Origin of the sequence: Nonomuraea monospora, from assembly GCF_039531895.1 — a bacterium.
Taxonomy (GTDB): Bacteria; Actinomycetota; Actinomycetes; order Streptosporangiales; family Streptosporangiaceae; genus Nonomuraea; species Nonomuraea monospora.
Window position 1 is genome coordinate 51,274 of record NZ_BAAAQX010000004.1, and the last position, 22,933, is coordinate 74,206.

Here is a 22,933-nt window from a genome sequence, read left to right on the forward strand (position 1 = left end):
CGGCCGTTAGGCTCGAAGGCATGAGCACCGCGCTGGGGCTGGCCATGGTCGAGGCCACCCCCAGCGCTGCCCTGCGCCCGTACGTGACCCGGCTGTGCGCCTACCGCGAGCACTACGCGGCCCCGCTGACCAGGTCGGAGGTGGCGATGCCCGGCTCCGTGCTGATCCTGGCCTTCGGCACGCCGATGGAGGCGGGCGGGCAGCGGGTCAGGGCGTTCGGCGGCGGGCTGGGCGACCGCTTCACCGTCACCCGCATCGCCGGGCCGTCGGAGGGCGTGGAGGTGTTCCTCACGCCGTTCGGCGCCCGCCGCCTGTACGGCATGCCGATGCGGCACCTGACGAACCGGGTGGTGCCCGTCACCGACCTGCTCGGGCGGTGGGGCGACCTGATGCTGGAGCGGCTGGCAGCGACGCCGTCGTGGCGGGCCAGGCTGGCGCTGACCGACCGGCTGCTGTGCGAGCGCATCGCGGCGGGCCCCGCGCTGGGGCCCGAGCTGCCGTGGGCGTGGGCGCGGCTGCTGGAGTCGGGCGGCCGGCTGGGCGTCTCGTCGCTGGCCGACACGCTGGGCTGGAGTCACCGCCATCTGGTGGCCCGCTTCCACGACCAGGTCGGGCTGCCCCCGAAGGCGGCGGCCCGGGTCATCCGGTTCGGGCGGGCGCTGCGGCTGCTGCGGGCGGGCACGGCTCCGGCCGAGGCGGCGGCGGAGTGCGGCTTCTACGACCAGGCGCACATGAACCGCGAGTTCCGGGTGCTGGGCGACACCACGCCAGGTCAGATTCGTCCAAGACCGGGCGACGGCGGCGCGGCATCGTGGGCGTCATGACACGCACTGTTTACGCGCTCGCCCGCTACGCCGACTGCCAGGCCGCGATCGACTTCCTGACCGGCGCGTTCGGCTTCCGCCTGCACGAGGCGTCCAAGAACGACGAGGGCGTCGTCCACCACGCCGAGCTGCTCGTGGGCGACGACCTGATCATGCTCGGCCAGGGCAGGCCCGGCGGCCCCGGCGTCTACGTCGCGGTCGAGGACGTGGACGCCCACCGCGACCGCGCCGCGGCGGCGGGGGCGACGATCACGATGGAGCCGGTCGACCAGCCGTACGGGTCGCGCGAGTACGCCTGCCAGGACCCGGAGGGCAACCCCTGGTACTTCGGCACGTACCGGCCATAATCAGCGCGGGAAGACGACGGTCTTGTGGCCGTCGAGCAGCACCCGCTGCTCGGCGTGCCACTTGACCGCCCTGGCCAGCGCCAGGCACTCCACGTCGCGGCCCATCGCCACCAGGTCCTCAGGTGAGTGGCTGTGGTTGACCCTGGCCACCTCCTGCTCGATGATCGGCCCCTCGTCGAGGTCGGCCGTCACGTAGTGCGCGGTGGCGCCGATGAGCTTGACGCCGCGGTTGTGGGCCTGGTGGTAGGGCTTGGCGCCCTTGAACGACGGCAGGAACGAGTGGTGGATGTTGATCGCCCGCCCGGCCAGCTTCCCGCACAGGTCCTCCGAGAGCACCTGCATGTAGCGGGCCAGCACCACCAGATCGACCTGGTAGTGCTCGACCAGCGCCAGCACCTCGGCCTCCTGCCGGGCCTTGGTCTCGGGGGTGACCGGCAGGTGGTGGTAGTCGATGCCGTTGGACTGGGTGAGCGGCCGCAGGTCGGGGTGGTTGGACACGACGGCGGCGATCTCGACGTCGAGGGCCTTGGAGCGTACGCGGTAGAGCAGGTCGTTCAGGCAGTGGTCGAACTTGCTCACCATGATCAGCACGCGCGGCTTCCTGGCCACGTCGCGCAGCTTGAACTCCATGGCGAAGTCGGGCGCGAGCGCGGCGAAGGCGGCGTTGAGGTCGTCCTCGCCCAGGCCCGCCGCGAACTGCACGCGCATGAAGAAGCGCTGCGCCACCCTGTCGCCGAACTGCTGGCTCTCGATGATGTTGCATCCGTGCCCGGCGAGCAGGCCGGATACCGCGGCCACCACACCGGGCCGGTCGGGACAGGACAGCGTCAGGATGTATTCGGCGGGGCTGGTCATGCCTTCACTCTCACGGACGTCTAAGTGCTCAAACGTAGCCTGAGACGAGGGTACCCGCGACGAGCGGTTGCGGGAGCGTGACCGAGTTCGCAGAAACGTTCTGTCCTTTTTGGGTAGGTATTTGGTCTCCTGGTACGTGTGTCCCCGCAGAGGCGGGGCGGGATGGAGTGCATGCCCTTGGACGCCGTCGTGCTGATCGTGGTGGCCGGCCTGTTCGCCGTCGTGGCCGGGGTCAACGACGGAGGCGCACTCCTCGCGACCGGGCTGAAGCTCCCGACGGTGCGCCCGATGACCGGGATCGTGGTGCTGACGGTGCTGGTCGCCGTCGTGCCGCTGGTCACGCACCAGGTGGCGATGACGTTCGTGACCCGGCTCGGCTCCTACGACCAGCCCGGCGGCCAGATCGCGATGACCGTCGCGGTGGTCGCCGCGCTCGCCGTCGTGGGCGTGCTCGGCGCCAAGGGCCGTCCGACCAGCCTGACCCTGGCCGTGGTCGGCGGGCTCACCGGAGCAGGGCTCGGCTGGGGGCTGGAGGTGGCGCCCGGGTGGGTGGCGCTGGTGCTGGCGTTCGGGCTGGCCGCGCCGCTGGTGGGCGGGCTGCTGGCGTGGGTGCTGATCCGGGTGCTGGTGGCCACGACCACCGCACGGCAGCTGTGGCGCTGGCACTGGGCCGGCTTCCTGCTGGAGACGCTCGCGTACGCGGCCAACGACGCCCAGAAGATGCTGGCCGTGTTCATGATCGCACTGGGCTTCACCGGCGCGCCCATCGAGTACACGGTGCTGGTCGCCGTGCTGTTCGCGGCCGGCACCCTGTACGGGCTGCCCAAGGCGGGCCGCACGCTCGGCCGCGAGATCATCGTCTCCCGGCCCCCGCACGGCGTCGCGGCCGAACTGGCCGCGGGCGTCGCGGTCATCGGGTGCGCGGCCGTCGGCATGCCGGTGAGCATGACGCAGGCCATCGCGGGCGGCCTCATCGGCGCCGGCGTGGCACAGGGCGGCGGCCGGGTCCGCTGGCACGCGGCAGGGAAGATCGTCGCCGCCTGGCTGCTGACCCTGCCGGCCAGCGGCCTGCTGGGCTGGGGGCTGGCCCTGCTGGTAAGGGGGTTCGCGAGCGTGGAGCTGTCATGAAGGGAAAGTCGGGAGTGAAACGGCTGCGGCGGATCAGGGACCTCATGACCGGGCGCATGGACAGCGCGTTGACGGAGGCGCTCCTCGGGCAGTTGGAGGCCACCAAGGAGGGGGCGTGGCTGGCGATGGCGATGATCGGCGGCGAGGTGGGCAGGACGGGGGCGCACGAGCAGATGCGCTCGATCGAGCACCTGGGCGACGAGGAACGGGCCCGGCTCATCGACGAGCTGAAGACCGCCCTCGTCACGCCCATCGACCGGGAGGACCTGTTCCGGCTGTCACGGTCGATCGACGACGTGCTCGACTCGCTGCGGGACTTCGTCCGGGAGTCGCACCTGTACCGGGTGCCTGACCAGATCCGCTTCACACCCATGCTCGACCAGGTCATCGTGGGCATCGAGGCGCTGGAGGAGGCCGTGCGGAGTCTCGCGGCGCGGCCGTCCGCGGTGTCGCACGACGCGCTGGAGGCCAAGAAGGCGGGCGGGGCGATCCGGCGGATGTACCAGTACGAGATCTCGCGCATCTTCTCCGAGGAGATCACCGCCAACGCGATGAAGGAGCGGGAGCTGGTGCGGCGGCTGGAGATCGTGGGGGTGGCCATCGGCGAGGCCGCCGACGCCATCGCCGACGGCGCCATGAAGCGCTGACCCCGGGCAATCCGCGGGGTCAGCGGGCGAAGGCGTCGATGCCCGTGAGCTGCGCCGACAGCGCCCAGAGACGCGCCGCCTGGTCCGGGTCGACGGCGTAGTCGCGCACCCCCGAACGAGCCTCCGGTCCGGTGACCATCTCGGCGACCTCGCAGTCCTCGCAGTAGACCCCGCCCATCCCGTCGAGCAGCGGCGACGTGGCGGCCCACACCTCGGTCGCCGCCCCCTGCTCAGGCGTCTTGAACGTGTGCAGCACGTTCCCCCGCTCGTCCATCCACCCCTGCGCCACCATCTCCTCCCTGGCCAGGTGCCGCTGCAGGGGCGTGAGGATGCCTCCGGGATGCACGGCGAACGCGCGCACGCCCGCGTCCCTGGCCAGGGCGTCGAGGTGCACGGCGAACAGCACGTTGGCGGTCTTGGCCTGCCCGTACGCGGCCCACTTGTCGTACCCCCGCTCGAACATCACGTCGTCCCAGCGGATGGGTGAGCGGCGGTGGCCCACGGACGAGAGGGCCACCACCCGGCCTCGCCCGCGTTCGACGGCCGGCCAGAGGAGGTTGACCAGGGCGTGGTGGCCGAGGTGGTTGGTGGCGAACTGCGCCTCCCAGCCGGGCCCGACGCGCGTCTCCGGGCAGGCCATGATGCCCGCGTTGGTGATGACGAGGTGGGCGTCGCGGCCCGTGGCGAGGAAGCGTCCGGCGAAGGCGCGTACGCTGCCGAGGTCGCCGAGGTCGAGCTCGTCCACCTCGACCCCGTCGAGGCCCTTGAGGGCCTCCTCGGCGGCGGCGCGGCGGCGGGCGGGCACGACGACGTGCGCGCCGGCGGCGGCCAGCGCCCGCGTGGCGGCCAGGCCGATCCCCGAGTAGCCGCCGGTCACGATCGCCAGCTTGCCTGACAGGTCGATCCCGCGCAGCACGTCGTCGGCGGTGCTGGCGGCGCCGAAACCGGACCCGATCTTGTGTTGTGGCGTGGTCATGTGTCCAAGCTACGAAGGAGAGTGCACGCGAAGTCAAATGATCTTCCCGGGCTTGGTTGCCCGCGCCCGCCTTTCCGGGCTGAAATGTGAAGGTGATCACCGAACCCGGGACGGCCGGCGAGCAGGAAGCACGCCCCCGGGTGGCCGTCTCCAGCTGTCTGCTGGGCGAGCCGGTCAGGTACAACGGAGGGCACAGCCGCGACCGCTTCCTGACCGGCGAGCTCGACCCGTACGTGGACTGGGTCCCGGTCTGCCCCGAGATCGAGGTGGGCCTGGGTGCCCCGCGCGAGACGCTGCGGCAGGTGGGTTCAGCGGACGGCCCTCGCCTGGTGACGCGGATGACGCGGGTCGATCTGACCGACCGCATGACCGAGCTGGCCGTACGCCGCGCGGCGGAGCTGGCCGAGCTCGACGTGGACGGGTACGTGTTCAAGGCCAAGAGCCCCACCTGCGGCATCCACGGCGTGCCCGTCTACCGGCCTGACGGCATGCCCGCGGACCGGCGCAACAAGGGGCTGTTCAGCGGCATCGTCATGGAGCGGCATCCGCTGCTGCCGGTGGAGGACGAGGGCAGGCTGCACGACGCGCTGCTGCGGGAGAGCTTCGTGGAACGGGTGTTCGCGCACGCCAGGCTGCGCGTCCTGGTCGAGGCCGGCTGGCGGCCCCGCGACCTCGTCTCCTTCCACGCCCGCCACAAGATGCAGCTGCTCGCCCACGACCCCCACCTCTACCGGGAGGCGGGCCGGGTGGTGGCCGCGGCGGGCGGGCGCCCGCACGAGGAGGTGACCGCCCGCTACACCGAGGCGTTCCGGCGCATCCTCTGCACGAAGGCCAGCACGGGCAAGAACGTCAACGTGCTGCAGCACTGCCTGGGCATGCTCGCGCTGGACCCGGTCAGGCGGGCCGACCTGGTGGACGTCATCGACGACTACCGGTCGGGCCTGGTGCCGCTGAGCGTCCCCACGACGCTGCTGCGCCACCACGCCCGCGGGGAGGCCGCCGCGTGGGTGCGCGACCAGACGTACTTCTCCCCCTACCCGGACGCCCTGCGCCTGCGCCACCACGTCCCCCGGTAGCCTCCCCCGGTAGTCTCTGCGGGCGTGAGCGACATGGACGTGCGTCCCGCCGCGCGCGTGGTCTGCCTGGACCGCGACGGACGGGTGCTGCTGCTGCACTGGTACGACCGGATCGACGACGCGGAGGTCTGGGAGCCGCCGGGCGGCAGGCTGGAACCCGGTGAGACCCCGTTGCAGGCGGCCAGGCGGGAGCTGACCGAGGAGACCGGGCTGCCCGGCTCGGCGGTGCTGGACCGGCACGTGGAGGTGGATCGGGACTTTCGCTGGCTGGGGACGCGGTTCGTGAAGCGGGAGGTGTTCTTCCTGGCGCGCTTCGACGGGGAGCGGCCGGAGGTGGATCCGGGGGAGCTGACGGAGGAGGAGAGTGCGGCCTGGCTCGGGTACGCGTGGGCCGAGGAGCTGCCCGCGGGCGTGGAGCCGCCGGAGCTGGCGAAGGTCGTGGAACGGCTCACGCGAGAATCACGGTGACGCCCGCCGACGCTTCACGCGCCCGGCCCGGCACCTCCCGAGCGGCCGGCTCCTCCCAAGCGCCCAGCACCTCCCAAGCGCCCAGCACCTCCCAAGCGCCCAGCACCTCCCAAGCGCCCAGCACCTCTCAGGCGCCCAGTTCTTCCCGCGTCGCCGTCATCAGCCCCCGCAGCACCGTGCCGGACACCTTCTCGTGCTCCGCCTCCACCGACAGCCCCTTGCCCACCCGCTCCCGGTAGACCTCCCGCTCCTGCGCGTCGGTGTAGGGCAGGGCGGTCATCGCGACGATCACGCTCACCCTGGTGCCGCCGCGCGGCTGCACCGCCACGGCGTGCGTGCGCAGGCACGTCTCGTCGGGAGCGCCGTACCAGCCGCACTTGACGGCGGACTCCGGCCAGCCCAGCGCCTCGCGCGCGCCGAACGCCTGCGGGTCGGCCACCTCGCCCATCCAGGCCAGCACGGCGCCGGCCACGGGGTCGCCCGCGGCGGCGGCCTGGGCGAGCACCGCGTAGGCGGCGGCCACCTCCCCGGCCGTGACCTCGACGGAGCCGAACCTGGACGGGTCGCCGTTGGGCAGGTCCCAGGCCACGCCGGTGCGCTCGCGCAGATCTTCGAGGATGACGCGGGGGCCGACGGCGAGCCACAGGTTGAGCGTGTCGGCGTTGGAGGAGACGACGACGGCGGGCTCGGCGTGGCGGCGCCACCGCTCGGCGTCGGGGACGCGGGCCGCGCTCACCCACGCGTACAGGGGCTTGAGCAGGGAGGCGCAGCGCAGCCGGGTCATGCCCGCGCTGACGCTCACCGCGCGGGCGGGCGGCCCGCCGTAGCCGCGTCTGATGCCCGCCGCCTGGGCGCTGGCACTGTGGTCAAGGTCCGCTAGCAGCTCGTTGAAGCCCACGCCTCCCACCGTAGACCCACCGGGGACGCACTCAGCGCCGTTCACGCCACTCCGCGAGCCGGATCACGGCGCCCCACGCGGAGGGCGAGCCGCCCGACGCGAGGGCGAGCCGCCCGACGCGGGGACGAGCCGCCCGACGCGGGGACGAGCCGCCCGGCGCGGGGACGAGCCGCCCGGCGCGGGAGCGAGCCGCCGTCAAGCGATCAGAAGCCGTGCCTCGTGAGCGCCGCCGCCAGCGCGACCGGCAGCAGCGCCACCACGGCCAGCGCCGTCAGCCCCCGGCTGCGCCGCGACACCCCGCTCTCCGTCACGAACGCCGCCAGCGCCCCCGCCCCCGCGAACGCCGCCCCGGCCACGGCCGCGTCGGCGAGCGACGACGTCCACGACGGCAGCGACTCCCCGGCCAGCCGGAACACGACCAGCACCCCCGCGGCCGTCAGCGCCACCCGGCGTCCCGGCCGGACCGCCACCCGCTCCAGAGCCAGCACGGACCCGGCGAGCAGGGCCAGGCTGATGACCACGACGACGCCGACGGCCGGCGCCAGGCAGCCCCAGTCCTCGCAGCCGACCCCTGCCCAGGCCAGCCGGACCGTGGCCCACCACAACACGCCGAGTGCGGCGCAGACCGCCGCCGCTCGTCCTATTCGCCCCCTCATACGCCAATGTTCCCATCAGCCGCTCCCGCCGCCCGATGGTCGTCCGCCTCCGCCTCGGCGTGACGGCCCAGGGCGCGCAGGGCGACCGCGCGGTTGGCGTACAGGTTGGGCTGGGGTTGCAGCTCGATGGCGTGCGTCAGGTCGTCCACCGCGCCTTCCAGGTCGCCGGTGGCGTACCGGAGCACTCCCCTGCTCCCCCAGGCCGCCACCAGGCCTGGAGCACGCCCCAGGGCCTGCTCCAGCGCCGCCTCCGCCTCCGCGTGGCGGCCCGCCGCCGTCTCGAGCTGGCCCAGCACGGTCAGCAGGTACGGGTTCCCCGGCGCCAGCCGCAGCCCGGTCTCGACGTCGGCCCTGGCCTCCTGGTCCTGCTCGCAGCCGGCCAGCAGCCCGGCCCTGTTGATGTAGGCGTCCAGGTAGGCGGGGTCGAGCTCGATCACCCGGCCCAGGTCCGCCAGCGCCGCCTCGATCTCGCCGCGCACGGCGCACAGCTCGGCCCGGTTGTAGTACGCCTCTGGCAGCGGCGGCCCGGCCTGCATGGCCTGCTCGAAGTCGGTCAGCGCCTCGTCGTGGCGGCCCAGCTTGAACAGCAGGTTGCCCCGTTCCAGGTAGTGGTCGGGAAAGCCGGGGTCGATCGCGATGGCCGCCCCGTAGTCCTCCAGGGCCTCCTTGGTCCTGTGCATGGCGGCGAGGAGCTGCGCCCGGTTGGCCAGCAGCACCATCCGGTGCGGCCCGTGGCGCTCGCCCAGCTCGCGGGCCAGCTCGATGGCCGACTCCACCAGCGCCAGCGCGGCGTCGAGGCGGCCCTGCCGCAGCTCGATCAGGGCCAGGCCGTTGCGGTCGAAGCCGAGCTTGAAGGCGCGCTCGGCGGGGTCGGGCAGGATGGTGGAGATCGCGATGGCCTCGTTGATCCAGCCTCTGGCCCTGGTCAGGTCGCGGCGGGCGGGGTCGGGGTGGCGGGCGTCGAGCGTGGCGGTGCCGTACGCGGCGGCGGCGTGCATCGCGGGGTCCTGGCTGACCAGGCGCACCCGGTCCCAGACGGCGCGGGCCTCGTCGGTGCGGCCGAGCCCGCCGAGCGCGGTCGCGGTGCGCTGGGCGAAGCGCCACCAGCTCTGGTCGCCGGGCGGTGTCGCGGCCATGCCGCGCTCTCCCAGCTCGGCCACGGCGTGCAGGAAGCCCTCGCGGGTGCAACGGTCCACCAGGGCCCACAGCTCGGCGGCGTCGCGGGTGTCGGGCGGCGGCTCGGGGCCGCCGGAGTACACCATGATCGTGAGGGTGGCGGGCGGGATCCGCCGGGTCATGACGTCCAGCAGCTCGGTGTCGGTGGGGTCGGCGGCGTCGGCGTTGCAGACGGCGATCGCCCGCCCCGGGCGCACGGCGTCGCGGACGAATTCGGCGATCCCGTTGGCCAGCCGCAGCGTGCGGCGGGGCGCGGGCACGAGGATGCGCTCCTCGTCGGGCAGCTCCGCGTCGATCGTGGCTCTTCCTGCTTGTACGGTCCCGGCCAGGTCGGGGGCGGCCGCCAGGATCTCCAGGTCGTGGGCGGCCACCAGCTCAGGGGAGCGCCGCAGCACGGGCGGCACCAACCGGCGCAGCAATTCTCCGGCGACGGTATAGGGGCCGTGCGGCCGACGATGTGCGTCGATCAACGGCGTCAGCAGCCGCACGGCCCCCCATCGGGCGGGTGGTTCGCCCTGGACCCTGAGGTGGGACCTCTCCTCAGTCACCCCTTGTGAATGACGCTGGAGGTCCCAGCCAACCTCGCGGTTCCAGGCTTGCGGACGACGATGCGCTTCATGACATACCTCTCCACTTGGGGTTGAACACCCATTATTGGGTCACCCCACCGAATATCAAGGTTTATCGCGAATAAGTGGGAGGCTAATGGATAAAAAGCAGTTGCCTTTTGTTGGGCATCTCTAACCTATGAGGACCGAAACCATCGCTGCAATCCTGTGGTATGCGCCCGCTCGGATTCCTCCATCAAGTCGCACAGGCACCTGCCGAGCAGCGTCACCGACTGGCAGCAACCCGGCCCCGGCAGGTTCCTGGCCCGCACGATGCGGGTGGCCCGCTCGATCAACCGTTCCAGACTGGGCTCTGCGCCTCCCTTGAGCGAGCGCGTCTGCCACGGACACGAGGAAACGTCCGCGCAGGCGCTCTTGACGAGGTACGGCGTCCCACCCCTTTGCAGGTGCAACGGGTCCTCACGTTTGATCCGGTGGCCGGCGAGCACCCTGGTGGCCCGGCGGGCGACGGACAGCAGACGGCGGCGTTCCTTTCCCCGCGCCTCTCCCCTGGCGGGCAGCGCGAGCATCATCGCCCCGGCCATGAGCACCCCGCCCGCGACCATGCCCCAGCCGAGCCGCTCGTCGAACCAGATCACCGCGATCGCGGCCACCCAGAGCGGCTGGGACGACATCAGGATCTGGCTGGGCACCGCCGGCAGGTGCGCCTGGGCGTGCGAGCGCGCCAGGAAGCCCAGCGCGCAGGAGATCACGGACAGGTGCAGCAGGATCATCCAGTCGGGCAGCGCGACCGGCACGGAGATCCCGTCGCGCACGGCGAAGCCCCCGGTGAGCACGCCGATGGTGAAGAGCTGGATGACGGTCAGCGCGTACGGGGAGAAACCGGCGGGACGCTCGGACAGGCGCCCGAGCAGCAGGGTGTGACCGGAGTAGAGCGCGGCGGCGGTGAGCGTGACCCCGAGCGCGAGCAGCGAGATGCGGTGCTCCTCCACCCCGCGCACCAGCGTGAAGACGGCCATGCCCGCCAGCGCGAGCGCCACCCCGCCCCAGACGCGCCGCCGCACCGGCTCCTTGAAGATCACCAGTGACAGGATCGGCGTGATCATCACGCTGCACCCGACGGCGAACCCCGACACCGCCGACGGCAGGCTGCCCAGCGCCATGGCCTGGCCCACCTGCCCGACCCCGAACATCACGCCGAGCACGGCCCCGTTGATCCACGTCTCGCGCGGCAACCTCCGCAGGCAGCGGGGCCTGATGAGGAACAGCGTCAGCGCGGCGAGCAGATAGCGCTCGGCGAGCAGGTCCTCCACTGGTAACCGATGGATGAGATCTTTCATCAGCGGGAAGGCCGACCCCCAAGCGGCGCTGACGAACAACAGAAGCACGGCTCCCAGAAGGGGGCGGGGAGCGGGCACGTCTGCCATAGGAAAAGCATGGCACTACTATTCGCAGCCTAAGATGTACAGGGCGCAGCCGGTGATGCTTGCTTACACCTGGGTGGTAAGACCCTCACCCGCTGGTTCGTGCATCCTTATCCGTGGACGCCGCTTTACGGTGTCTCCGACATATCGCTCATGAGAATTAGGCGAAAGATGTCGGGTTCAGCGGCGGGGGAAGCGTCACCCGCTGTGACGGCGGAACCCTCACGCCGAGCGGGCCCCCGGGAGAGGTCACCGGGGAAGACGAAGCTGACGGCCCCAGGAGGGGGAGGGGTTGGGGCCGTGCGGTCGGGACGGTCTAGAACTCCAGAACTGCGGGCGGGACCAGGCGTTTCTCGCCGTAGACGACGGTCAGGCCGCCGACCTGCTCCCTGGACAGCTCGCGCCAGCCCAGGCGCTCGTACAGCGCCAGTGCGGCCTCCTGGTTGAGCGTGGTGTCACCTCTGACGCTGTGAAAACCGAGCTCCACCGCGCGCCGTTCGAGCGCGACGAGCATGACCGCGCCGAAGCCACGCCGCTGGAACTCGGGATGGACCCGTAACCGGCAGATCTCCGCCGTGCCCGTGTCGACGGGTTTCAGCCCGCCCATGGCCACGACCCGCGCGTCGCTCTCGCCGACGAGGAAATCGCCGCCACAGGCCAGATAGATCTCCTGGATGCGCGGGAAGTCGTCGTCGTAGTAGACGCCGTCACCGGGCATCAGACCCACCTCGGCGAGGCAGATCCGGTGGAGTGCGAGGATGGTGTCGAGATCCGACCACCGATAGCGTCTGATCTTCAGCTTCATCCATCGCCCCCTTTCATCTCGGGCTGCCGGGTCCGCCTGAGGGCGGCCGACAAGCCGTCCAGACCTGGGACTGTGGCGTCCCGCGCCAGGATCGCCCGTTCGAGCTGCAGCGCGGGCCGCACGATGAGGTCGGTGAGATACTCGTCGCCGACGAGGTTCAGCGCCTTCGTGGCGATCACCACCGCCTCCCGGACATCGCCGTCGATCAGCCGGCACTGCGCCTGGTCGAGCCTGATCAACGTCTGGTCGAGAATGTGGTCCTCGTACTTCTCCAGCGCCTGGTCGAGCACGACCTCCGCCTCGATCGTCTGACCGAGCTTGGTGAGCACGTCGCCCTGGTAGAAGTAGAGCTGCTTCTCGGTGTACCCGAACGCCACGTCCGTCTGGTCCTCGGGACGCATGTGGGCGAAGGCGTTCCTGGCCCGCGCCAGGGCCCGCTTGGCCTGGTCGACGATCTCCTTCTTGGTCTCGCCGTTGGACATCATGGCCAGCGCCCTGGCCTCGACGACCGGCGCCATGGCCTGGGCCGCGCACGGCGTGGAGCCCGCCATGTCGCGGCTCTTCTTGGCCAGGGTGAGCGCCTCGCGGGCGTCGCCGAAGTAGAGGGGAACGAGCGACTCGCGGGCCGCGATCCACGCCCGCAGCGCCCGGTCGCCGGTCTCGTCGGCGGCCGTGCGGCCGGTGCGGAAGAACGAGCGCGCCAGCCGGTGATCACCCAGGTTGATCATGATCATGCCGGCCAGCCCCGCGAGCTGGGCCGCCATCCTGCACAGCCGCTCCTGCAAGTCGATCGGCTGCCGCCGGGACATCGCCGTCCGCACGGCGCTCAGCTCCAGCAGCACGTCGCACAGCAGCCGCAGCGGGGCCGTCGTGGTGTACTGACGGCCGAAGCTGATCGTCGCCTCCTCCCACTGGTCGAGCATCGCGGCGGAGACGGTGGCCATGACCAGCGTCTCGTCCATCCTGCGTCTGATGCCCTCGCAGGCCCCGAGCACGGGGCCCTCCAGGTCGGTGAGGTTGGCGTCGGCCTGCAGTGAATTTAATAGCGTCCGGCGGAGGATGTTCTCGTTCTCCTCGTCCTCCGGCTCCGTCTCCATCGGCTGGATCACCAGATCCCGCTCCTGGGGAAGCTGCGGGCGCTCCTTCGGCTCCGCCGCGCCGCTCAGCACGCCCGGCATCCGGTGGCCGTGGCCACAGATGCAGGGCGAGTCGTAGCCGAGCGCCACCGGCTCGACCCGGTAGACCGTGCACAAGTAGTGCAGGTACTCGGGCCCCGGGCGTTTGAGCCCGCTCTCGTACGCGGACAGGAGCGTCTCGCCGATCCCGGGCATCGCCTTGCCGTCGCGTTCGAACAGGGCTCTGACCTGTTCGATGACGTCGGCCAGCGCGATGCCGTAGGCCAGCCGATGCGCCTTTATGCGGCTCGTGCTGAAGTGGGCCGCGCACGCCTCGTGAATCTCATCAGCTACCTGAGCCGACGTGCGCCCGGCGGCGAGGCCCTTGGCCCTGATCCGCCGGGCGATCTCCGTCTCCCTGTGCTGTCTGCCGGACATCCCGGCCCCTCTCCCGCATGTCTCGACCGGTCCGCAACTGGTGACTCAGCGTAGCCCTCAAGTTGCCCTGCGCCTACCCATGACTATGAAGCAATGCCGAGTTGATGGGAACGCCCTCAACCACCCTACGGTTAAGGAACATCCTCCCCGGGACTGTTTCTTACATCCCACGAGTGAGAAGCCACTCCCCGTGAGCGGATCCCCTCGTTGCGCGATCCCTTGACTTGAGCCATCTTTGGCCCACCAGCAACGATTCCTGAGGGAGGAACGAACGGTGGGGGACGACAACTTCGAGCACCTGGAGCGTCTCGTGGCAGAACTGGACGCGCGAGGGTTGCTCGCACGAGTGGTCCGGACCCAGAGCGGACGCACGTTCGTTCGGGTCATCAACCCGAGCGCGACGAGCCTGTCCGAGAACGTCACCTGCCGGTCGGCAGCCGTCTCCGACATGCGCGACTGGTGGTACTGCTGGTCCTGGGGCGAGCGGATGCACACCGCCGACGACCCGGCCGGCGCCGCGACCAAGGTCGCCCGCGTGCTCGCCGTCGTGGGGGAGTGACGACCCGGTGAACCGGGTGGAGCGCAGCCACCGCGGCTCACCGCATCCCACGACGGCTACTGGGAGCCGGCGGAGTGGCCGGTGCGGAGGGTCTCCCGCGCAACGGAGCCCTGGTCACTCCGCCGGTTCCGGCCTGGCCCGCGCGGCGCCACGCGCCGCGCCCGCAAGCCGCCCGCCCGGGTCAGCCGGGCGGGTGTTCGGGGGATCCCTCCCGGAACCGGCGCGGGGCATGCTTCCGGGTGCCTGTCCCGTACCGAGCCGTCCGTCATCGGAGCGTCCGCTCTCTCCCTCCGCGGCCCAGAGAGCGGGCGACCCCGTCTTCCCCGGCGTGATGTGACGGCGGGCGGTTCGGTCGGCGGTATTTTTGGTTCGAAACGGTCCAGAAACGCAGACCGAACCGCTTCCGGAGGGGATCCACCATAGTGTTACTGCTGGTGACGCCGTCGCCACCGCCGACGACTCCATCGGTGCTGCCCGATATTGACAAGGTGACCTCACAAGTGACCGCGACCTGCACAGACGACCCGGTCTGCTCGATGATCGCCGGGCTGTTCAACAACGCGGTCTGGGCACCGCTGGCAGCCATGCTCGTCGTCGTCTTACTGATCCTCGTGTTCGCGTACGTGCTCAGAAACGTCGCGCACCGGGTGATCACGAGGGTGGTCACCCGGGCGGCCACGGGAGGATCGCTCACCAGCCGGTTCCGCAAGGCGGCGGCGACCGACGGCATCGACGCGTTGCTGCACGAGCGCCGCAAGCAGCGGGCCGAGACGATGGGGTCGGTGCTCAAGCACATCGCCTCCATCGTCATCCTCGGCACCGCCGTGCTGACCGTCCTCGACAGGCTGACGATCCCCATCGCGCCGCTGCTGACCAGCGTCGGCATCCTCGGCGTGGCGATCGGCTTCGGCGCGCAGGAGCTGGTCAAGGACTTCATCGCGGGCATGTTCATGCTGCTCGAAGACCAGTACGGCGTGGGCGACGTGATCGACGCCGGGCCGGCGGTCGGCACGGTCGAGGCCGTCACCCTGCGGGTCACCAGGCTGCGCGACGCGGACGGCCGCGTCTGGTACGTGCGCAACGGCACGATCACCCGGGTCGGCAACGAGTCGCAGGGCTGGTCGCGCGCGTACATGGACGTGCCGGTGGCCTACGACGCCGACGTGGTCGGCGTGCGGGTGCTGCTGGAGCACGTCGCGGAGGAGGTCTGGGCCGACCCCGAGCTGCGCGAGACCAAGATCGTGGAGCCGCCGCAGGTGTACGGTGTCGAGCAGCTCTCCGACAGCTCGCTGGTGTTCCGCATCACGGCCAAGACGCTGCCAGCCGCGCAGGCGGAGGTGTCGCGGGAGCTGCGGCTCAGGGTCAAGACGGCACTCGACACCGCGGGCATCCCCATGGTCGCCACCGCCTAAGCTAGGAAACGTGACAGAGACCTCCTTCTACGACGCCGCCGGAGGCGAGGAGACCTTCCGGCGCCTCGTGCACCGCTTCTACGAGGGGGTCGCGGAAGACCCGATCCTGCGGCCGCTCTACCCGGAGTCCGATCTGACGGGCGCCGAGGAGCGGCTGCGGGGCTTCCTGATCCAGTACTGGGGCGGGCCCAACGACTACAGCAAGCAGCGTGGCCATCCCCGGCTGCGCATGCGGCACATGCCCTTCGTGATCGGCGAGCCCGAGCGGGAGGCCTGGCTGCGGCACATGCGCGACGCGGTCGATTCGCTCGACCTGCCCGACGAGCTGGAGACCAGGCTTTGGGACTATCTGGTCTACGCTGCCCACAGCCTGGTGAACTCACCCACATAACGGGGCATGACACGCCACATGGATATCCCCTGGTGGCGTGACGCAGTCGTCTATGAGATCTACGTTCGCAGCTTCGCCGACGCCTCGGGAGACGGCGTCGGCGATCTGGCGGGGGTGCGCGAGCGCCTGCCGTACCTGCGCGGGCTGGGTGTCGACGCGATCTGGCTGACGCCCTTCTACCGCTCCCCCATGGCCGACGGCGGCTACGACGTGGCCGACTACCGTGACGTGGACCCGCTGTTCGGCTCGCTCGGCGACTTCGAGGCGCTGGTCGCCGACGCGCACGAGCACGACCTGCGGGTGATCGTGGACATCGTGCCCAACCACAGCTCGTCCGAGCATCCCTGGTTCCAGGCGGCGCTGCGGGGCGAGGGCCGCGACCGGTACATCTTCCGCGACACCACCAACAACTGGCAGTCCACGTTCGGCGGCCCGGCCTGGACCCAGGTGGACGACGGGCAGTACTACCTGCATCTGTTCGCGCCCGGGCAGCCCGACTTCAACTGGCGCAACCCCGAGGTGCACGCGGAGTTCCTCGACGTGCTGCGGTTCTGGCTGGACCGGGGCGTCGACGGCTTCCGCATCGACGTGGCGATGGGCCTTTACAAGGCGGAGGGGCTGCCCGACGTGGGCGACCAGTCGTTCAAGTCGGTCTCGCCGGTGTGGGGGCAGCCGGAGGTGCACGACGTCTACCGCGACTGGCGGCGGGTGCTCGACGGCTATCCCGGTCAGCGGATGGCCGTCGGCGAGGTGTGGACCGACAGCCCCGAGGACCTGGCCCGCTACGTGCGGCCCGACGAGCTGCACCAGAGCTTCAACTTCGCCTGGCTGCAGGCGCCGTGGTCGCCGACGGCGTTCAAGAAGGTGATCGACGACACGCTGGGCACGGTGCCGTTCGCGACCTGGGTGCTGTCCAACCACGACGTCGTACGCCATCTCACCCGCTACGACACGGCCGATCCGGGCACGGGCGTGGCGCGGGCCAGGGCGGCGTTGCTCACGATGCTGGCGTTGCCCGGCTCCGCCTACCTCTACCAGGGCGAGGAGCTGGGGCTGCCCGAGGTGACCGACCTGCCGGACGAGGCCAGGCAGGACCCGGTGTTCTTCCAGTCGAAGGGCGAGCTGCCGGGGCGCGACGGCTGCCGGGTGCCGATCCCGTGGACGGTGGACCCGCCCTCCCACGGCTTCTCCCCCGGCGGGGTGGAGCCGTGGCTGCCGCAGCCGGAGTCGTTCGCCGGGCTGAGCGTCGAGAAGCAGGAGGGGGACGCGGACTCGACGCTGGAGTTCTACCGGCGGGCCCTGGCCTGCCGGCGGGAGCTGGTGCGGAGCATTCCTTACACGCTGGAGTGGCTGAAGTCCCCCGAGGGGGCGCTTTTCTTCACCCGGGGTCCGCTGATCTGCGCGATCAACTGCGGCACCCGGCCGGTGCGCCTGCCGGGGCACGAGGAGGTGCTGCTGGCGAGCGGGCCGCTGAAGCGCGGGCTGCTGCCGCCCGACACGGCGGTGTGGCTCAGAAGCGGCTCGGCCGCAGCGCGATAACGGACGGCCCTGCCGCTCAGGCGCGGCTCTTCCGCAGCGCGATAACGGGCGGCCCTGTCGCTCAGGCGCGGCTCTTCAGCAGCGCGATGACGGACGGCCCTGCCCTTCAGGAGCGGCTCGGCCGTTCCCGGCGCAGGGGGATGACGGGCAGTGAGGCCGCGGCGCAGGCCAGCCCCGCGGCGAAGCCCACCCAGTAACCCGCGCCGACGATCAGGGCTCCGGCCACCGGGGTGACGGCCAGGGAGACGGTGTTCTGGATCGTGTTGTGGGTGCCGAGCACCTTGCCCGCCCAGCCGGGCCCGGCCAGCTCGCCCGCCGCGAGGTAGGCCAGCCCGTTGCCGGCCACCGTCATCACCGAGGCCAGCACGAGCGCCGCCACCCCGAGCCGGGTGGCGGTGAGCGTGCCGGCGACCAGCAGCGCCAGCACCACGAGGTTGCCGAGGGTGAGGATCAGCAGGGGCCGCATGCGCAGCCCGGTGCGGTCGGACCAGCGCCCGGCCGCGACGCGGATCGCGGCTCCGCCGATGGCGGCCACGCCGAAGAGCCGGCCGGCCGCCACGTCGTCCCAGCCGTAGGTGGTGACCAGGCAGTCCACGCCGTACGTGCTGACCACGACCTGCGGCACCACGTGCAGCGCGCTGGTGGCGTGAACCCGCCACAGGGCGGGCTGCCGGTACGGCGAGCCCGCCCGCTCAGCGCCCGGCCCGGAGATCGCGCGCGGCGGCTCGGCCATGAACAGCGCGGCCAGCACGGCGGCCAGCAGGCTCACGCCGGAGCAGAGCAGCAGCACGCCGGGTAACCCGTGCGCCCGCGCCATGGGCGGCAGCGCGAAGGCGGCCACGGCCATGCCGAGGGTGAAGGAGACCTGCCGTACCCCCATGGCGACGCCGCGCTCGGCCGGCTCGAACCAGCGCAGCACGATGCGCCCGCCGCCCACCATCGCCGCCGATCCGGCCGCGCCCGCCACCGCCAGCAGCGTGATCACCGCCCAGGCGCTCCCGGCGAAGGCGGCGGCGGCCAGCGACACGCCGGCCAGCCCCACGCCCGCGCCCAGGACCACCCGTTCGCCGTACCGGTCGGCCAGGGCTCCCCAGGCGACGAGGGCGAACATGACCCCGATGGCCGGGGCGTTGGCGATGAGCCCGCCCACCGGCAGCGATACCTTGAAATGTCGCAAAATTTCGGGCATGACCAGGGGCAGCCCGAACAGCCCCAGGGTGACGCCGGCGTGCGCGTTGACGCCCAGCGCCAGCATCCACCAGCGCCTCATTCCGTGGCGTAGCGCTTCAGGTAGGTCAGCTCGTTCTCGGTGAGCCTGCGCGGGGCGGCCCGCTCGACGTCGTAGGCCGCCATGACGGACATGGCGGTGACGTAGAGCCCTTCGTCGTCGCGGATCTCGTACCGCAGCGTGAACCGCACCGTCCTGATCTCCGTCACCCAGGTCTCGACCCGCACCGGCTGCGCGCGGAAGCCCAGCGGGCGGCGGTAGTCGATCTCGTGCCGGGTCACGACCAGGCCCTTGAACGGCTCGTCGCCCGCGACGTACGGATCGATGCTCAGCATGCCGAAGCGGGCGTCCTCCAGGTAGTCGAGAAAGCGCACGTTGTTCACGTGCCCCTGGGAGTCGATGTCGCCGAATCTCACCGTACGGGGATAGATGTGCCGTTCGGCCTGGGTGCTTTCTGCCACGTCCGCCACCGTACCCGCCCGGGTCAGGTGGCCCTGCGCCGGGCCAGGCAGGAGAGCACGGTCAGCACCGAGACGGCGGCCATCGAGCCCAGCGCCCAGCGGTAGCCGGTGACCAGTTGCTCGACCGCGCCGCCGGAGAGCTGGGCGAGCGTGCCGGCGAACACGCTCTGGTGCAGCTCGGCGGGGAGCGGCGCGGTGAGGATCGACAGGACCAGGCCGGTGCCGACGACGTTGCCGGTGTTCTGCAGCATCAGGCGCATGGCGTTGACGATGCCGAGCCGGTTGGAGGGCAGGCCGTCCAGGATGGCGGTGGTGTTGGAGGGCAGGAACGCGCCCGAGCCGAGCCCGATGAGCACCAGCCCGGCCGCCACGGCCGGGTAGGGCATGTCCGCCGACATCACGCAGAGCATGACGACCAGCCCGCACGTGGTCGTGGCGGCGCCGGCGACGGCGAGCGTGCGGGCGCTGGCCAGGCGTTGCAGGAAGCCCGAGCTGACCGAGCCGATCATGGCGGCGATGGCCAGCGGCAGCACCTTCAGCCCCGCCTGCACGGGGTCGTCGCCGCGCACGGCCTGGAAGTAGAGGGCGATGAGGAACACCATGCCCATGCGGGCGACGGCGTTGAGGAAGGAGGCCAGCGTGCCGAACGCGAAGGCCCGTTCCCTGAACAGGCTCAGGTCCACGACGGGATGGGCCGCCCGCGACTCCCTGAGCAGGAACAGCGGCAGGCCCGCCGCGAAGGCCGCCAGCCCGCCCAGCACCACCGGGTGGTCCCAGCCGAGCCGGGTGAACTCCGACAGCGCCAGCAGCAGCCCGCCCAGGGTGGCCAGGACCAGGACGTTCCCCGGGCCGTCGAGCCCGCTGTCCCGCTCGGCCCTGGGCGGCCTGGGCAGCACGAGCACCCCCCACAGCAGGCACAGCAGGCCGACGGGCACGTTGAACCAGAACACCCAACGCCAGCCCAGGCTCTCGGCCAGCACCCCGCCCAGCGTCGGGCCGATCAGCCCGGCGATCGAGAACGAGGCCACGTACACGCCCATCGCCTCGCCCAGCCGCTCGCGCGGGAAGGCGTCGCTGATCAGGGCCGCGCTGTTGGTGAGCAGCATCGCGCCGCCCACGGCCTGCAGCACCCGCATCGCGACGATCACCCAGGCGTCCGGCGCCAGGCCCGCGAGCAAGGCCGCCAGCGTGTACGTCGCAAGCCCTAAGAGGTACATTCGGCGCCTGCCGAACATGTCCGCCAACCTGCCGAACACCACCATCAGCACGGTCGTGGTCAACTGGTAGCCCAGGAGGATCCAGCTCGCGGCCGTGGCGCCGGCCCCGGTGTGCCTGGCGATCTCGGGCAGCGCGACGTTGATGGCACTGCCGCTGAGGCCGGTCAGCACGCTCGCCAGGCTGACGACCGACAGCGTTCGCCAGGCATCGCGGATGGGGGTGGTCGTCGCCAGCAAGGGCTCTGTCCTTTCTAGATTTTAATACTAGAATCCAATTCAAATCGTCAGCCGGTCAAGGATCGAGGTGTCGGATGAGCGGGATCGTCGAAGGCCGCGTGGTGATCGTCACCGGTGCGGCCAGGGGCATCGGACGGGGACACGCGCTGGAGTTCGCCAGGCAGGGCGCGAAGGTGGTGGTCAACGACCTCGGCGCGGAAGTGGACGGCACCGGCTCGTCCGGAGCCGCCGCGGAGGTGGTGGCGGAGATCGAGGCCATGGGCGGCCAGGCCGTCGTCAACGGCGAGGACGTCTCGGACTTCGACGGCGCCGAGCGGCTCGTCCGCGCCGCCGTCGACCACTTCGGCGGCCTCGACGTGCTGGTCAACAACGCCGGCATCCTGCGCGACCGGATGCTCGTCAACATGACAGCCGAGGAGTGGGACGCCGTCATCAAGGTGCACCTGCGCGGCACCTTCGCCCCGCTGCGCCACGCCGCGGCCTACTGGCGGAACAAGGCCAAGGCGGGCGAGCGGGTGGACGCCCGGATCATCAACACCACCTCGTCCTCCGGCATCTACGGTAACCCCGGCCAGGGCAACTACGGCGCCGCCAAGGCCGGCATCGCCGGCCTGACGATCATCGCCGCGCGCGAGCTGGAGCGGTACGGCGTCACCGTGAACGCCATCGCCCCCGCCGCGCTCACCCGCATGACCGAGAACCTGATGCCCGCCGGAGCCACCGGCGCCGACCCCGACGACATCGCGCCCCTGGTCGTCTGGCTCTCCAGCGCCGAGGCGCGCGGCATCACCGGGCGCGTCTTCAACGTGCGGGCCGGCAAGATCAGCGTGGCGGAGGGCTGGCACGCCGGGCCCGAGGCCGACAAGGGCGGCCGGTGGGACCCGGCCGAGCTGGGCGCCGTCATCCCCGCCCTCGTCGAGAAGGCCGCGCCCAACGCGCTGACCAACGGCCGCATCCCCGGACGGGAGGACTGACCGCCATGGCACTGGACCACTCGCTGATCGGCGTCGAGGGGGCCGCGTACGAGCGTACGTGGACCGCCAAGGACACCATGCTGTACGCGCTCGGCGTCGGAGCAGGCGCCTCCGAGCTGGAGTTCACCACCGAGAAGGACCAGCGCGTGCTGCCCACCTTCGCCGTCCTGGCCGCCCAGGCGCCGGGACGGCGGCTGGGCGACTTCGACCCGGCCCTGCTCGTCCACGCCGAGCAGGGCTTCGAGCTGCACCGCGAGCTGCCCGCCGCCGGCGGGGTGCGGACCACGTCACGGGTGACGGGGATCTACGACAAGGGCTCGGGGGCGCTGGTGACCACCGAGGCGCGGGCCGTGGACCTGGCCAGTGACGAGCTGGTCATCTCCTCGCGCAGCTCGGTGTTCATCCGGGGCGAGGGCGGGTTCGGCGGCGAGCGCGGGCCGCGCGACGAGTGGGCGCTGCCGGACCGCGCGCCCGACCACAAGGTGACCTACTCGACGCTGCCGGAGCAGGCGCTGATCTACCGGCTGTCGGGCGACTACAACCCGCTGCACAGCGATCCGGCCTTCGCCGCCAGGGCCGGCTTCGACCGGCCCATCCTGCACGGGCTGTGCACGTACGGGGTCACCGGCCGGGCGCTGCTGCACGCGGTCGCCGGGAGCGATCCCGCGCGGTTCAAGGCGATGTCCGGGCGGTTCTCCAGCCCGGTCTTCCCCGGCGAGTCGCTGACCGTGTCGATCTGGGTGGACGGGACCGGCGTGGTGTTCAGGACGGCCAAGGACGACGGGACCGTGGTGATCGACCGGGGCCGCGCGACCATCACCTGAGGCCATGCCGGGCGGAGGCGCCCGGGGTCAGCTCTCGTCCAGTGACTTGAGGGGGTCGAGCCGGTGGATCAACGTCACGGCGGCCTCGATGACCTCGCGCGCCTCCTCCTCGGTGTCGGACGTCGCGACCTCCCGGGCGGCCTCCCCGATGACGCTGGTCAGCACGGCCACGGTGAACCGGTCGAGCGGGTCTCCCCCGGCCCCCAGCAGCACCGCGTTCTGCCGCACCCACTCCCGCCCGCGCGTGCGGCGGATCAGCTCGAAGCCGGGCGGCCCGTCGCCGTCGATGAACAGGCGGACCAAGTCGCGCCGGTCCCAGGCGCCCGCGAGGTAGGCCCGCGCGCCCGCGATCAGCAGCTCCACGGGATCGCAGACGCCTTCCTTCCTGGCCTTGGCCACGCTGGAGGCGGACGCCTGCTCGTGGGCGGCCTGGTGGTCCTCGTACAGGGCGAGGAAGAGCTCGGTCTTGCCGCCGAAGTGGTGGTAGAGGCTGCCGACGCTGGAGCCGGCGCGCGCGACGACCTCGGAGACGTTGGCCTCGGCGAAGCCGTGCTCGCTGAAGACCTCGCGCGCCGCCTGGAGCATGCTTTTGCGGGTCTGTGCCGTACGGCTCCACTCCCACGAGGACTTGCGTGCCATGCCCGCCATCCTAGCCGCCCAAATTCTAGAATCAGATTCTTGACACAGAG

At 71.4% G+C, this 22,933-nt stretch carries 24 protein-coding genes; 12 read left to right on the forward strand and 12 right to left on the reverse strand.

The window, feature by feature from the left end; genetic code table 11:
• Positions 1 to 20 precede the first annotated feature (20 nt).
• Both ABD331_RS09255 and ABD331_RS09260 read left to right on the forward strand, forming a co-directional pair.
• Positions 21 to 824, forward strand: a complete 804-nt coding sequence (locus ABD331_RS09255) for a helix-turn-helix domain-containing protein (RefSeq protein WP_344472622.1) — start codon at positions 21 to 23, stop codon at positions 822 to 824.
• Positions 821 to 1,171: a VOC family protein gene (locus ABD331_RS09260; RefSeq protein ID WP_344472625.1), complete on the forward strand. Its 351-nt coding sequence runs from the start codon at positions 821 to 823 to the stop codon at positions 1,169 to 1,171. Before ABD331_RS09255 ends, ABD331_RS09260 begins: the two co-directional genes overlap by 4 nt.
• Here the strand turns inward: ABD331_RS09260 and purU are convergent, their stop codons facing one another.
• Positions 1,172 to 2,026: a formyltetrahydrofolate deformylase gene (gene purU, locus ABD331_RS09265; RefSeq protein ID WP_344472628.1), complete on the reverse strand. Its 855-nt coding sequence runs from the start codon at positions 2,024 to 2,026 to the stop codon at positions 1,172 to 1,174. It abuts the gene before it with no gap.
• Positions 2,027 to 2,197: 171 nt separating this feature from the next.
• On the opposite strand from purU, the gene ABD331_RS09270 reads away from it, so the two are divergent.
• A complete protein-coding gene (locus ABD331_RS09270) occupies positions 2,198 to 3,154 on the forward strand; it encodes an inorganic phosphate transporter (protein ID WP_344472630.1) in 957 nt (318 codons plus the stop codon).
• A complete protein-coding gene (locus tag ABD331_RS09275) occupies positions 3,151 to 3,801 on the forward strand; it encodes a DUF47 domain-containing protein (RefSeq protein WP_262380116.1) in 651 nt (216 codons plus the stop codon). Before ABD331_RS09270 ends, ABD331_RS09275 begins: the two co-directional genes overlap by 4 nt.
• Positions 3,802 to 3,820: 19 nt before the next feature.
• On the opposite strand, the gene ABD331_RS09280 is transcribed toward ABD331_RS09275, so the two are convergent.
• The gene (locus tag ABD331_RS09280) at positions 3,821 to 4,777 is read right to left on the reverse strand and encodes an SDR family NAD(P)-dependent oxidoreductase (RefSeq protein WP_344472635.1); all 957 of its coding nucleotides are present in this window, start codon (positions 4,775 to 4,777) and stop codon (positions 3,821 to 3,823) included.
• Between the two features lie 92 nt (positions 4,778 to 4,869).
• On the opposite strand from ABD331_RS09280, the gene ABD331_RS09285 reads away from it, so the two are divergent.
• On the forward strand, positions 4,870 to 5,853 hold the full coding sequence (locus tag ABD331_RS09285; RefSeq protein ID WP_344472637.1) for a YbgA family protein: 984 nt from the start codon (positions 4,870 to 4,872) through the stop codon (positions 5,851 to 5,853).
• A gap of 33 nt (positions 5,854 to 5,886) precedes the next feature.
• Positions 5,887 to 6,321: an NUDIX domain-containing protein gene (locus tag ABD331_RS09290; RefSeq protein ID WP_344473394.1), complete on the forward strand. Its 435-nt coding sequence runs from the start codon at positions 5,887 to 5,889 to the stop codon at positions 6,319 to 6,321.
• Positions 6,322 to 6,448: 127 nt separating this feature from the next.
• Here the strand turns inward: ABD331_RS09290 and ABD331_RS09295 are convergent, their stop codons facing one another.
• The 6 genes from ABD331_RS09295 to ABD331_RS09320 form a co-directional block, all read right to left on the reverse strand.
• Positions 6,449 to 7,219, reverse strand: coding sequence for a hypothetical protein (locus tag ABD331_RS09295; protein WP_344472639.1), 771 nt, complete (start codon positions 7,217 to 7,219; stop codon positions 6,449 to 6,451).
• A 203-nt stretch (positions 7,220 to 7,422) separates the two neighbouring features.
• Positions 7,423 to 7,875 (reverse strand): hypothetical protein, encoded by a 453-nt coding sequence (locus ABD331_RS09300; protein WP_344472641.1) that lies wholly within the window; start codon positions 7,873 to 7,875, stop codon positions 7,423 to 7,425.
• Positions 7,872 to 9,470 (reverse strand): tetratricopeptide repeat protein, encoded by a 1,599-nt coding sequence (locus ABD331_RS09305; protein ID WP_344472643.1) that lies wholly within the window; start codon positions 9,468 to 9,470, stop codon positions 7,872 to 7,874. The genes ABD331_RS09300 and ABD331_RS09305 overlap by 4 nt, the downstream gene beginning before the upstream one ends.
• Positions 9,471 to 9,796: 326 nt before the next feature.
• On the reverse strand, positions 9,797 to 11,008 hold the full coding sequence (locus ABD331_RS09310; protein WP_344472645.1) for a DMT family transporter: 1,212 nt from the start codon (positions 11,006 to 11,008) through the stop codon (positions 9,797 to 9,799).
• A 352-nt stretch (positions 11,009 to 11,360) separates the two neighbouring features.
• A complete protein-coding gene (locus tag ABD331_RS09315) occupies positions 11,361 to 11,849 on the reverse strand; it encodes a GNAT family N-acetyltransferase (RefSeq protein WP_344472647.1) in 489 nt (162 codons plus the stop codon).
• Positions 11,846 to 13,402 (reverse strand): NsdA family TPR-like regulatory protein, encoded by a 1,557-nt coding sequence (locus tag ABD331_RS09320; RefSeq protein WP_344472649.1) that lies wholly within the window; start codon positions 13,400 to 13,402, stop codon positions 11,846 to 11,848. The genes ABD331_RS09315 and ABD331_RS09320 overlap by 4 nt, the downstream gene beginning before the upstream one ends.
• A gap of 274 nt (positions 13,403 to 13,676) precedes the next feature.
• Here ABD331_RS09320 and ABD331_RS09325 point away from each other — a divergent pair, with 274 nt between their 5' ends.
• The 4 genes from ABD331_RS09325 (at position 13,677) to ABD331_RS09340 (ending at position 17,303) form a co-directional block, all read left to right on the forward strand.
• Entirely contained in the window at positions 13,677 to 13,961 is a 285-nt protein-coding gene (locus ABD331_RS09325; RefSeq protein ID WP_253759101.1) for a hypothetical protein, read from the forward strand.
• Positions 13,962 to 14,449: 488 nt separating this feature from the next.
• Positions 14,450 to 15,373: a mechanosensitive ion channel family protein gene (locus tag ABD331_RS09330; protein ID WP_344472653.1), complete on the forward strand. Its 924-nt coding sequence runs from the start codon at positions 14,450 to 14,452 to the stop codon at positions 15,371 to 15,373.
• 10 nt (positions 15,374 to 15,383) lie between these two features.
• Positions 15,384 to 15,764 carry a globin gene (locus ABD331_RS09335; protein ID WP_148439799.1) on the forward strand — a complete coding sequence of 127 codons (381 nt, stop codon included), beginning with the start codon at positions 15,384 to 15,386 and terminating at the stop codon, positions 15,762 to 15,764.
• An 18-nt stretch (positions 15,765 to 15,782) separates the two neighbouring features.
• Positions 15,783 to 17,303: a glycoside hydrolase family 13 protein gene (locus ABD331_RS09340; RefSeq protein ID WP_344472655.1), complete on the forward strand. Its 1,521-nt coding sequence runs from the start codon at positions 15,783 to 15,785 to the stop codon at positions 17,301 to 17,303.
• Positions 17,304 to 17,409: 106 nt separating this feature from the next.
• Here the strand turns inward: ABD331_RS09340 and ABD331_RS09345 are convergent, their stop codons facing one another.
• The 3 genes from ABD331_RS09345 to ABD331_RS09355 are packed head-to-tail and all read right to left on the reverse strand — an operon-like array spanning position 17,410 to position 20,446.
• Positions 17,410 to 18,573 carry an MFS transporter gene (locus ABD331_RS09345; RefSeq protein ID WP_344472657.1) on the reverse strand — a complete coding sequence of 388 codons (1,164 nt, stop codon included), beginning with the start codon at positions 18,571 to 18,573 and terminating at the stop codon, positions 17,410 to 17,412.
• A complete protein-coding gene (locus ABD331_RS09350) occupies positions 18,570 to 18,992 on the reverse strand; it encodes an acyl-CoA thioesterase (RefSeq protein ID WP_425565977.1) in 423 nt (140 codons plus the stop codon). Before ABD331_RS09350 ends, ABD331_RS09345 begins: the two co-directional genes overlap by 4 nt.
• A 23-nt stretch (positions 18,993 to 19,015) precedes the next feature.
• Complete coding sequence (locus tag ABD331_RS09355; RefSeq protein ID WP_344472661.1) at positions 19,016 to 20,446, reverse strand: MFS transporter; 1,431 nt, start codon at positions 20,444 to 20,446, stop codon at positions 19,016 to 19,018.
• A 74-nt stretch (positions 20,447 to 20,520) separates the two neighbouring features.
• On the opposite strand from ABD331_RS09355, the gene ABD331_RS09360 reads away from it, so the two are divergent.
• Complete coding sequence (locus ABD331_RS09360) at positions 20,521 to 21,420, forward strand: SDR family oxidoreductase (RefSeq protein ID WP_344472663.1); 900 nt, start codon at positions 20,521 to 20,523, stop codon at positions 21,418 to 21,420.
• 5 nt (positions 21,421 to 21,425) lie between these two features.
• A complete protein-coding gene (locus ABD331_RS09365) occupies positions 21,426 to 22,244 on the forward strand; it encodes a MaoC family dehydratase (protein ID WP_344472665.1) in 819 nt (272 codons plus the stop codon).
• Positions 22,245 to 22,271: 27 nt separating this feature from the next.
• Here ABD331_RS09365 and ABD331_RS09370 read toward each other — a convergent pair whose 3' ends face one another.
• Positions 22,272 to 22,883 carry a TetR/AcrR family transcriptional regulator gene (locus ABD331_RS09370; RefSeq protein WP_344472667.1) on the reverse strand — a complete coding sequence of 204 codons (612 nt, stop codon included), beginning with the start codon at positions 22,881 to 22,883 and terminating at the stop codon, positions 22,272 to 22,274.
• Positions 22,884 to 22,933: the final 50 nt, after the last annotated feature.

Bases quoted from the DNA above. Each gene is read 5' to 3' on its own strand.
- ABD331_RS09270 (WP_344472630.1), top strand. From the start codon at position 2,198: ATGCCCTTGGACGCCGTCGTGCTGATCGTGGTGGCCGGCCTGTTCGCC.
- ABD331_RS09345 (WP_344472657.1), bottom strand. From the start codon at position 18,573: ATGAGGCGCTGGTGGATGCTGGCGCTGGGCGTCAACGCGCACGCCGGC.
- ABD331_RS09260 (WP_344472625.1), top strand. From the start codon at position 821: ATGACACGCACTGTTTACGCGCTCGCCCGCTACGCCGACTGCCAGGCC.
- ABD331_RS09255 (WP_344472622.1), top strand. From the start codon at position 21: ATGAGCACCGCGCTGGGGCTGGCCATGGTCGAGGCCACCCCCAGCGCT.
- ABD331_RS09275 (WP_262380116.1), top strand. From the start codon at position 3,151: ATGAAGGGAAAGTCGGGAGTGAAACGGCTGCGGCGGATCAGGGACCTC.
- ABD331_RS09290 (WP_344473394.1), top strand. From the start codon at position 5,887: ATGGACGTGCGTCCCGCCGCGCGCGTGGTCTGCCTGGACCGCGACGGA.
- purU (WP_344472628.1), bottom strand. From the start codon at position 2,026: ATGACCAGCCCCGCCGAATACATCCTGACGCTGTCCTGTCCCGACCGG.
- ABD331_RS09300 (WP_344472641.1), bottom strand. From the start codon at position 7,875: ATGAGGGGGCGAATAGGACGAGCGGCGGCGGTCTGCGCCGCACTCGGC.
- ABD331_RS09365 (WP_344472665.1), top strand. From the start codon at position 21,426: ATGGCACTGGACCACTCGCTGATCGGCGTCGAGGGGGCCGCGTACGAG.
- ABD331_RS09315 (WP_344472647.1), bottom strand. From the start codon at position 11,849: ATGAAGCTGAAGATCAGACGCTATCGGTGGTCGGATCTCGACACCATC.
- ABD331_RS09360 (WP_344472663.1), top strand. From the start codon at position 20,521: ATGAGCGGGATCGTCGAAGGCCGCGTGGTGATCGTCACCGGTGCGGCC.
- ABD331_RS09370 (WP_344472667.1), bottom strand. From the start codon at position 22,883: ATGGCACGCAAGTCCTCGTGGGAGTGGAGCCGTACGGCACAGACCCGC.
- ABD331_RS09340 (WP_344472655.1), top strand. From the start codon at position 15,783: ATGGATATCCCCTGGTGGCGTGACGCAGTCGTCTATGAGATCTACGTT.
- ABD331_RS09280 (WP_344472635.1), bottom strand. From the start codon at position 4,777: ATGACCACGCCACAACACAAGATCGGGTCCGGTTTCGGCGCCGCCAGC.
- ABD331_RS09320 (WP_344472649.1), bottom strand. From the start codon at position 13,402: ATGTCCGGCAGACAGCACAGGGAGACGGAGATCGCCCGGCGGATCAGG.